The sequence below is a fragment of the Pseudomonas sp. RGM2987 genome (assembly GCF_022952855.1).
In the GTDB taxonomy this organism is placed as follows: domain Bacteria; phylum Pseudomonadota; class Gammaproteobacteria; order Pseudomonadales; family Pseudomonadaceae; genus Aquipseudomonas.
Map to the genome: position 1 here is coordinate 1 of NZ_JALJDX010000082.1, position 8,293 is coordinate 8,293.

6 protein-coding genes are annotated in these 8,293 nt (G+C 62.6%); 5 read left to right on the plus strand and 1 reads right to left on the minus strand.

Features of this window, described 5'->3' with window-relative positions:
* A partial coding sequence (locus RGM2987_RS01160) for a XylR family transcriptional regulator (protein ID WP_245138285.1) occupies positions 1 to 1,251 on the minus strand: 1,251 nt, incomplete at its 3' end.
* A gap of 156 nt (positions 1,252 to 1,407) precedes the next feature.
* On the opposite strand from RGM2987_RS01160, the gene xylA reads away from it, so the two are divergent.
* From xylA to RGM2987_RS01185, 5 genes are all read left to right on the plus strand, one after another.
* Positions 1,408 to 2,724 (plus strand): xylose isomerase, encoded by a 1,317-nt coding sequence (gene xylA / locus RGM2987_RS01165; RefSeq protein ID WP_245138286.1) that lies wholly within the window; start codon positions 1,408 to 1,410, stop codon positions 2,722 to 2,724.
* Positions 2,725 to 2,959: 235 nt separating this feature from the next.
* A complete protein-coding gene (gene xylF / locus RGM2987_RS01170) occupies positions 2,960 to 3,961 on the plus strand; it encodes a D-xylose ABC transporter substrate-binding protein (protein WP_245138287.1) in 1,002 nt (333 codons plus the stop codon).
* A 176-nt stretch (positions 3,962 to 4,137) separates the two neighbouring features.
* Positions 4,138 to 5,694 (plus strand): D-xylose ABC transporter ATP-binding protein, encoded by a 1,557-nt coding sequence (gene xylG / locus RGM2987_RS01175; protein ID WP_245138288.1) that lies wholly within the window; start codon positions 4,138 to 4,140, stop codon positions 5,692 to 5,694.
* On the plus strand, positions 5,695 to 6,831 hold the full coding sequence (locus RGM2987_RS01180; RefSeq protein WP_245138289.1) for a sugar ABC transporter permease: 1,137 nt from the start codon (positions 5,695 to 5,697) through the stop codon (positions 6,829 to 6,831). It begins immediately after the preceding gene.
* Between the two features lie 193 nt (positions 6,832 to 7,024).
* Positions 7,025 to 8,164, plus strand: a complete 1,140-nt coding sequence (locus RGM2987_RS01185) for an epoxide hydrolase family protein (protein ID WP_245138290.1) — start codon at positions 7,025 to 7,027, stop codon at positions 8,162 to 8,164.
* Positions 8,165 to 8,293 lie beyond the last annotated feature (129 nt).

Here is an 8,293-nt window from a genome sequence, read left to right on the forward strand (position 1 = left end):
CCTGCTGTCCGACAGGTCGCAGGAGTGCAAGCCCGCTCCCACAGAAGCTGCGGCGCTATCCCTCAGTAAAAACCCCGTATTCGCCCCCTGCTGATACTCCCTCGGCGTACACCCAAACTCGCGACGAAACACCGTGTGCAGGTACTGCGCCGATTTGAAGCCGCAATTCTGGGCGATGTCGGCAATCGGTGCAGCGGTATTTTCCAGGCCGCTGGCGGCAGCGGCGAGTTTGAAGCGCAGGATTTCGTCGTGGACGCTGCAACCGCGCTCCTTGCGAAAGTGCGATTCCAACGAAGAGCGCGACACCCCGACATACGCCGCGACCTGGGCGGTCTTGATGCCCTGGCAGGCGTATTGGCGAATGAACAGCAGCGCCTGCATGACGTAGGGGTTGCCCAAGGGTTGATGCAGGCTGGAGACCTGCACGTTGATCGCATCCGGCGGCACCAGGATCTGCGTGCCGGTGGACGGCATGCCATGCAGCATCTGATGGAGCAGGCGCGCCGCAGTGCGGCCCATGGTCTCGGTGCCCTGGATCACCGAGCTCAGTGGCACGCGCGTCAGGCTGCGGGTCAGCGGATCGTTGTCGATGCCGATCAGCGCCACCTGCTCCGGCACGGCGATCCCGGCGGTCAGGCAGGCTTGCAGCAGTTGCCGGGCGCGGGCGTCGCTGACGGCGATGATGCCGATGGGCTTGGGCAGGCTCTGCAACCAGGCGATCTGCTGCTCGACGGCGCTGTCCCACAGCGGCGCGCTGGTGCCCATGCCGCGGTAGATCTCGGCGGGCAGGCCATCGCGTTGCACCAACCGGCGGAAGGCTTTCTCACGCTCCTGGGCCCAACGATTGGCTTGCGCTTCAGGCAGGCTGAAGCAGGCAAAACGGGTCAACCCGGCCTCGATCAGGTGCTCGTAGGCCAGCCGTATCAACGCGTCATTGTCGGTGGCGACGTAGGGTATGCCCTTGGGGTAGGCGCGCGCGTCCTGGTACGAGCCACCCACCGCCACCACCGGCATGTTGATCCCGACCAGCGCCTCGCCGATCAGCGGGTCGTCGAAGTCGGCAATGATCCCGTCACCCTGCCAGCGCTCGATGCCTTTCAAGCGACAGAGAAAATCCTCCTCAAGGAACAAGTCCCAGGACGCCCGGGTGCTGCTCAGGTAGTTACCGATGCCGCTGATGATGCCGCGGTCGTAGATCTTGCTGCCGTTGAACAACAGGGCGATGCGATGGACAGGAGGTACGGTTTTCATGGTATTGACCCTGGGCCGATGGACACAGACTAGGCGCCCCTGTGCCTAAGCTCAATACAAAATCGAACGCCTGGTTGGTGATTTTCATAATCAGTAGCCCCAATGCCAGCGCTAGTATCCAGACACCGCCAAGAACAAAAAAATAGGAAACCGCCCATGCCGTACTTCCCCGGTGTCGACAAGATTCGCTACGAAGGCCCCACCAGCCAATCACCCCTCGCCTTCCGCCACTACGATGCCGATAAACTGGTGCTCGGCAAACCGATGCGCGAGCACCTGCGCATGGCGGTCTGCTACTGGCACAGCTTCGTCTGGCCGGGCTCCGATGTGTTCGGTGCCGGCACCTTCAAGCGCCCGTGGCAACGTAGCGGGGATCCTATGGAGCTGGCCATCGGCAAGGCTGAAGCGGCGTTCGAGTTTTTCTCCAAGCTGGGCATCGACTACTACTGCTTCCACGACACCGACGTTGCCCCGGAAGGCAGTTCGTTGAGGGAGTACCGCAACCACTTCGCGCAGATGGTCGACCACCTGGAACGCCATCAGGAACAAACCGGAATCAAACTGCTGTGGGGTACCGCCAACTGCTTCAGCAACCCGCGCTTTGCCGCTGGCGCCGCCAGCAATCCCGACCCAGAGGTTTTTGCCTGCGCCGCCGCCCAGGTGTTCAGCGCCATGAACGCCACCCTGCGCCTTAAAGGCAGCAACTACGTGCTGTGGGGCGGCCGCGAAGGTTACGAAACCCTGCTCAACACCGACCTCAAGCACGAGCGCCAACAACTGGGCCGTTTCATGCAGATGGTGGTCGAGCACAAGCACAAGATCGGCTTCAAGGGCGACCTGCTGATCGAGCCCAAGCCCCAGGAGCCGACCAAGCATCAGTACGATTACGACAGCGCCACGGTGTTCGGCTTCCTGCAGCAGTTCGGTCTGGAAAACGAGATCAAGGTCAACATCGAAGCCAACCACGCGACCCTGGCCGGGCACAGTTTCCACCACGAGATCGCCACCGCCGTTTCCCTCGGCATCTTCGGCAGCATCGACGCCAACCGTGGCGATCCGCAGAACGGCTGGGACACCGACCAGTTCCCCAACAGTGTCGAAGAGATGACCCTGGCCACCTACGAGATCCTCAAGGCCGGGGGCTTCGGCAATGGCGGTTTCAACTTCGACTCCAAGGTCCGCCGCCAGAGCGTGGACGAGCTCGATCTGTTCCACGGCCATGTCGCTGCGATGGATGTCCTGGCGCTGTCACTGGAGCGCGCCGCCGCGATGGTGCAGAACGACCAGCTCCAGCAGTTCAAGGACCAGCGCTACGCCGGCTGGCAGCAACCGTTCGGCCAGGCCGTGCTGGCCGGCGAATTCAGCCTCGCGTCACTGGCCGAGCACGCCTTTGCCAACGAACTGGACCCGCAGGCCGTCAGCGGGCGCCAGGAGATGCTCGAGAACGTGGTCAACCGGTTTATCTACCCCTGACAGCAAATGCCTTGTCAGAAACAGGGCAAAACTGTGGCGAGGGAGCTTGCTCCCGCTGGGCTGCGAAGCAGCCCATTTGGAGAGCGGCGCTGACCCGCCTGTCTCACCCAACAGCGCTGTTACATTCTCACGACAAATCTCCGCCCGCAGCGCCCGGCGACTCTCTACAGTTCTAGCGGCACCACGCTCATCGTCAGGAAGTGTCTTTCAAACAACAATAAAAGGACGCACCACCATGAAAAAGCTCCAACGCACGTTAATCGCCGGCGCCCTGGCCCTGCTTTCGCTCCCGGTCATGGCCGACGCCGCCCACCCGAAAATCGGTTTCTCCATCGATGACCTGCGGCTGGAACGCTGGTCGCGGGACCGTGACTACTTCGTCGCGGCGGCGGAAAAACTCGATGCCAAGGTCTTCGTCCAGTCGGCCGATGCCAACGAGCAGAAGCAGATCTCCCAGATCGAAAACCTCATCTCCCGTGGCGTCGACGTGATCGTCATCGTGCCGTTCAACGCCACCGTGCTGACCAACGCAGTCGCCGAAGCCAAGAAGGCCGGGATCAAAGTGGTGTCCTATGACCGGCTGATCCTCAATGCCGACATCGACGCCTACATTTCCTTCGATAACGAAAAAGTCGGCGAGATGCAGGCCAGCGGCGTGCTCAAGGCCGCGCCCAAGGGCAACTACTTCCTGCTCGGCGGCGCACCGACGGACAACAACGCCAAGGTGCTGCGCGAAGGCCAGATGAAGGTGCTGCAACCGGCCATCGACAAGGGCGATATCAAGATCGTCGGCCAGCAATGGGTCAAGGAATGGAACCCTACCGAAGCCCTGAGCATTGTTGAGAACGCCCTGACCCGTAACAACAACAAGATCGATGGCATCGTCGCCTCCAACGACGCCACGGCCGGCGGCGCCATCCAGGCCCTGGCCGCGCAGCAGATGGCCGGCAAGGTGCCGATCTCGGGCCAGGATGCCGACCTCGCGGCGGTCAAGCGCGTGATCGATGGCACCCAGACCATGACCGTCTACAAGCCGCTGAAACTGATCGCCTCCGAAGCGGCCAAGCTCTCGGTGCAACTGGCGCGCAATGAAAAACCGGCCTTCAGCTCGCAGTACGACAACGGCAGCAAGAAAGTCGACACCATCCTGCTCACGCCAACCCCGCTGACCAAGGACAACATCGACCTGCTGGAAAAGGATGGGTTCTACACCAAGGCGCAGATTGCCGGGCAGTGACCTGATTGCCACCGTGTAGAACCTGTGTGAGCGGGCTTGCTCGCGAAGGCGGTGTGTCAGGCACCATCAATGCTGACTGTCCCGCCGCTTTCGCGAGCAAGCCCGCTCCCACAGGTCCGGCGTTTGACTGACGGGTCTCGCCGCTTGCTGTGAACTCTTTTCCACGAGCCTTCTCCATGTCCGACTACCTGCTGCAAATGAACGGCATCGTCAAAACCTTCGACGGTGTCAAAGCCCTGAACGGCATCGACATCAAGGTCAGGCCGGGCGAATGCGTTGGCCTGTGCGGCGAGAACGGTGCCGGTAAATCCACGCTGATGAAGGTCTTGTCGGCGGTCTATCCCCACGGCACCTGGGAGGGTGAAATCCTCTGGGACGGCCAGCCGCTCAAGGCCCAGTCCATCAGCGAAACCGAAGCCGCCGGGATCGTCATCATTCACCAGGAACTCACCCTGGTTCCCGACCTGTCGGTGGCCGAGAACATCTTCATGGGCCACGAATTGACGTTGCCCGGTGGGCGCATGAACTACCCGGCGATGATCCACCGCGCCGAAGCGCTGATGCGCGAGCTCAAGGTGCCGGACATGAACGTGTCGCTGCCGGTGTCCCAGTACGGTGGTGGCTACCAGCAACTGGTGGAAATCGCCAAGGCCTTGAACAAACAGGCGCGCCTGCTGATCCTCGACGAGCCCTCTTCGGCCCTGACCCGCTCGGAAATCGAAGTGCTGCTGGACATCATCCGCGACCTCAAGGCCAAGGGCGTGGCCTGCGTGTACATCTCCCACAAGCTCGATGAAGTGGCCGCGGTGTGCGACACCATCTCGGTGATTCGCGACGGCAAGCACATCGCGACCACCGCCATGGCCGACATGGACATCCCGAAGATCATCACGCAGATGGTCGGCCGGGAAATGAGCAACCTCTACCCCACCGAACCCCATGCCATCGGCGAGGTGATTTTCGAGGCGCGCCACGTCACCTGCTACGACGTCGACAACCCTCGGCGCAAACGGGTCGACGATATTTCGTTCGTGCTCAAGCGCGGGGAAATCCTCGGCATCGCCGGGCTGGTCGGCGCCGGCCGCACCGAACTGGTGTCGGCGCTGTTCGGCGCCTATCCCGGGCGCTACGAGGGCGAAGTCTGGCTGGACGGCCAATTGGTCGACACTCGCACGCCACTCAAGTCAATCCGTGCCGGGCTGTGCATGGTCCCCGAGGACCGCAAGCGCCAGGGCATCATTCCCGACCTGGGGGTGGGCCAGAACATCACCCTGGCGGTGCTGGAGAACTACTCGAAAATGACCCGCATCGATGCCGAGGCCGAACTGGGCAGCATCGACAGGGAAATCTCGCGCATGCACCTCAAGACCGCGAGCCCGTTCCTGCCCATCACCAGCCTTTCCGGCGGCAACCAGCAAAAAGCCGTGTTGGCGAAGATGCTGCTGGCCCGACCGAAAGTGCTGATCCTCGACGAGCCGACCCGCGGCGTGGATGTCGGCGCCAAATACGAGATCTACAAATTGATGGGCGCGCTGGCGGCCGAAGGCGTGTCGATCATCATGGTGTCCTCGGAGTTGGCTGAAGTGCTGGGGGTTTCCGACCGCGTCCTGGTGATCGGCGAAGGCCAGTTGCGCGGTGATTTCATCAACCAGGGCCTGACCCAGGAACAGGTACTCGCCGCCGCGCTCAGCCAGCCCGACGGCCATAACAATAATGATCGGAAGTCCGCGTAGATGAATCAGGTCAAACAACTCTTTTCCCGCTACAAAATGCTCGCCCTGGTCATCGCCGTGGCGGTCATCTGGCTGTTCTTCAGCTGGCAGACCGACGGCGGGTTCCTGACCCCGCGCAACCTCTCCAACCTGCTGCGGCAGATGTCCATCACCGGGATCCTGGCCTGCGGCATGGTGCTGGTGATCATCAGCGGTGAGATCGACCTGTCGGTGGGCTCGTTGCTCGGGTTGCTGGGCGGGCTGGCGGCGATTCTCGATGTGGTCTATCACATCCCGTTGCTGGCGAACCTGAGCCTGGTTGCGTTGTGCGGCCTGGTGATCGGCCTGGGCAATGGCTACATGACCGCCTACCTGCGCATCCCTTCATTCATCGTCGGCCTGGGCGGCATGCTGGCGTTTCGCGGGATCCTGCTGGGCGTGACCGGCGGCACCACCATCGCCCCGGTCTCACCGGAACTGGTCTACGTCGGCCAGGGGTATTTGCCGCACGCAGTGGGGACCGGGCTGGGCGTGGTGCTGTTCGCCCTGACCCTGTTCCTGACCTGGAAACAGCGGCGCAATCGCGCTTTGCATGGGCTGGCGGCGCATTCGCTGGTACGTGACGTGCTGCGGGTGGTGCTGATCGGCACGGTGCTGGCCGGGTTCGTCTACACCCTTAACAGCTACGACGGGATTCCGGTGCCGGTCCTGCTTCTGCTGGTGTTGCTGGGAGTGTTCAGCTACGTCACCAGCCAGACCGTGTTTGGCCGGCGGGTCTACTCGGTGGGCAGCAACATGGAAGCCACACGCCTGTCAGGCATCAACGTGCAGGCGGTGAAGTTGTGGATCTTCGGCATCATGGGCGTCATGTGCGCCCTCGCCGGGATGGTTAACACCGCACGGCTCGCCGCGGGCTCGCCCTCGGCCGGCAACATGGGCGAACTCGACGCCATCGCCGCCTGCTTCATCGGCGGCACCTCCATGCGCGGCGGCTCGGGCACCGTCTACGGCGCCCTGCTCGGCGCGCTGGTCATCACCAGCCTGGACAACGGCATGTCGATGCTCGATGTCGACAGCTACTGGCAGATGATCGTCAAAGGCAGCATCCTGGTGCTGGCGGTGTGGGTGGATGTGAGTACCCGGACTGGACGGCGGTGAGCGAGGGTTCCCGACCTCTGTGGCGACTGGACTGGCGCCATCGCGAGCAGGCTCGCTCCCGCAGAGACTTTTCGTCGATCACAAAACCATGGTCCACCGCAGATCCACTGTGGGAGCGGGCTTGCCCGCGATGATCAAGCACGCTCAGAATGATCCTCTCTTTAGCGGCAGCGTAATCAGGGCGAAAGCACCCATGCACATCGAACCGTTCTCCATCGACATCCCCGAAGACGTACTGGAGGATCTGCGGCATCGCCTGTTGAATACACGACTTCCAGAGTCCTTGGCCGGCCAAGGCTGGAGCGAGGGCATGGACATCGAGGTGCTACGCGATCTGCTCGCCTACTGGTCGACGGCATTCGACTGGCGCGCCCAGGAAGCCGCGCTCAATCGCCTGCCGCAGTTTGTCGCCGATGTCGGTGGGCAGCAGGTTCACTTCATTCATCAACGCGGTGTCGGGCCAGTGCCGATGCCATTGATCCTGACCCACGGCTGGCCCGGCTCCTTCATCGAGATGCAACACATCATCCCACTGCTGACCGACCCGGCCAGCCATGGCGGTGACCCGGCGGATGCCTTCGATGTGGTGGTGCCGTCCCTGCCCGGCTACACCTTCTCTGCGCCGTTTCAACAGGCCGACAACGGCCCTTATGAAGTGGCCGGTTTGTGGGCCGAGTTGATGACCGGGCTGGGTTATCAGCAGTTCGGCGCCCAGGGCGGGGACATTGGCGCGGGCGTTTCGACCTGGCTCGGCGTGCGGTTTCCCGAGCGGATGACAGGCATCCACCTCAACTACATCCCGGGCTCCTATCGCCCTCCCCTTGGCGAAACCGAGCCACCGCAGACCGCAGCCGAAACCGCCTTCCTGCAACGCGCCGCCGCGTTTGCCGATACCGAAGGGGCCTATGGGCACATCCAACGCACCAAGCCGCAGAGCCTGGCGGTGGGCCTGAACGATTCCCCGGCGGGGCTGCTGGCGTGGATGGGCGAAAAGATCCTGTCGTGGTGCGATACCCATCCGGCCATTGATCGTGACTGGCTGCTGACCAACGTCACGCTGTACTGGCTGACGAACTGCATCGGCTCGTCGTTCCGGCCGTACGTGGAAGGCAGCAAGCGGCCGCTTGCGTTCAGCCAAGGGGAGCGCGTGAAACCTGCGGTCGGCGTGGCGGTGTTTCCCAAGGAATTGCCCATGCCGCCGCGCAGTTGGGTGGAGCGTTGTTGCGATGTAAAACGCTGGAGCGTGATGCCTAAGGGTGGGCATTTTGCCGCGTTGGAACAGCCGCAGTTGTTGGCGGAGGAAATCAGGGCGTTTTTTCGGGATTTGCGGTAGCACTGCTTGGACGATGGCATGAACTGCCGCCCCAGAACTCAAGCATTAGCACAACCTGTGGCGAGGGAGCTTGCTCCCGCTGGGGTGCGCAGCAGCCCTAATCCAGACACCGCGGTGCAGCAGATGCAC

Excerpts from the sequence above, each read along its gene's own strand:
- xylA (WP_245138286.1), top strand. The coding sequence starts at position 1,408 with ATGCCGTACTTCCCCGGTGTCGACAAGATTCGCTACGAAGGCCCCACC.
- xylF (WP_245138287.1), top strand. The coding sequence starts at position 2,960 with ATGAAAAAGCTCCAACGCACGTTAATCGCCGGCGCCCTGGCCCTGCTT.
- xylG (WP_245138288.1), top strand. The coding sequence starts at position 4,138 with ATGTCCGACTACCTGCTGCAAATGAACGGCATCGTCAAAACCTTCGAC.
- RGM2987_RS01180 (WP_245138289.1), top strand. The coding sequence starts at position 5,695 with ATGAATCAGGTCAAACAACTCTTTTCCCGCTACAAAATGCTCGCCCTG.
- RGM2987_RS01185 (WP_245138290.1), top strand. The coding sequence starts at position 7,025 with ATGCACATCGAACCGTTCTCCATCGACATCCCCGAAGACGTACTGGAG.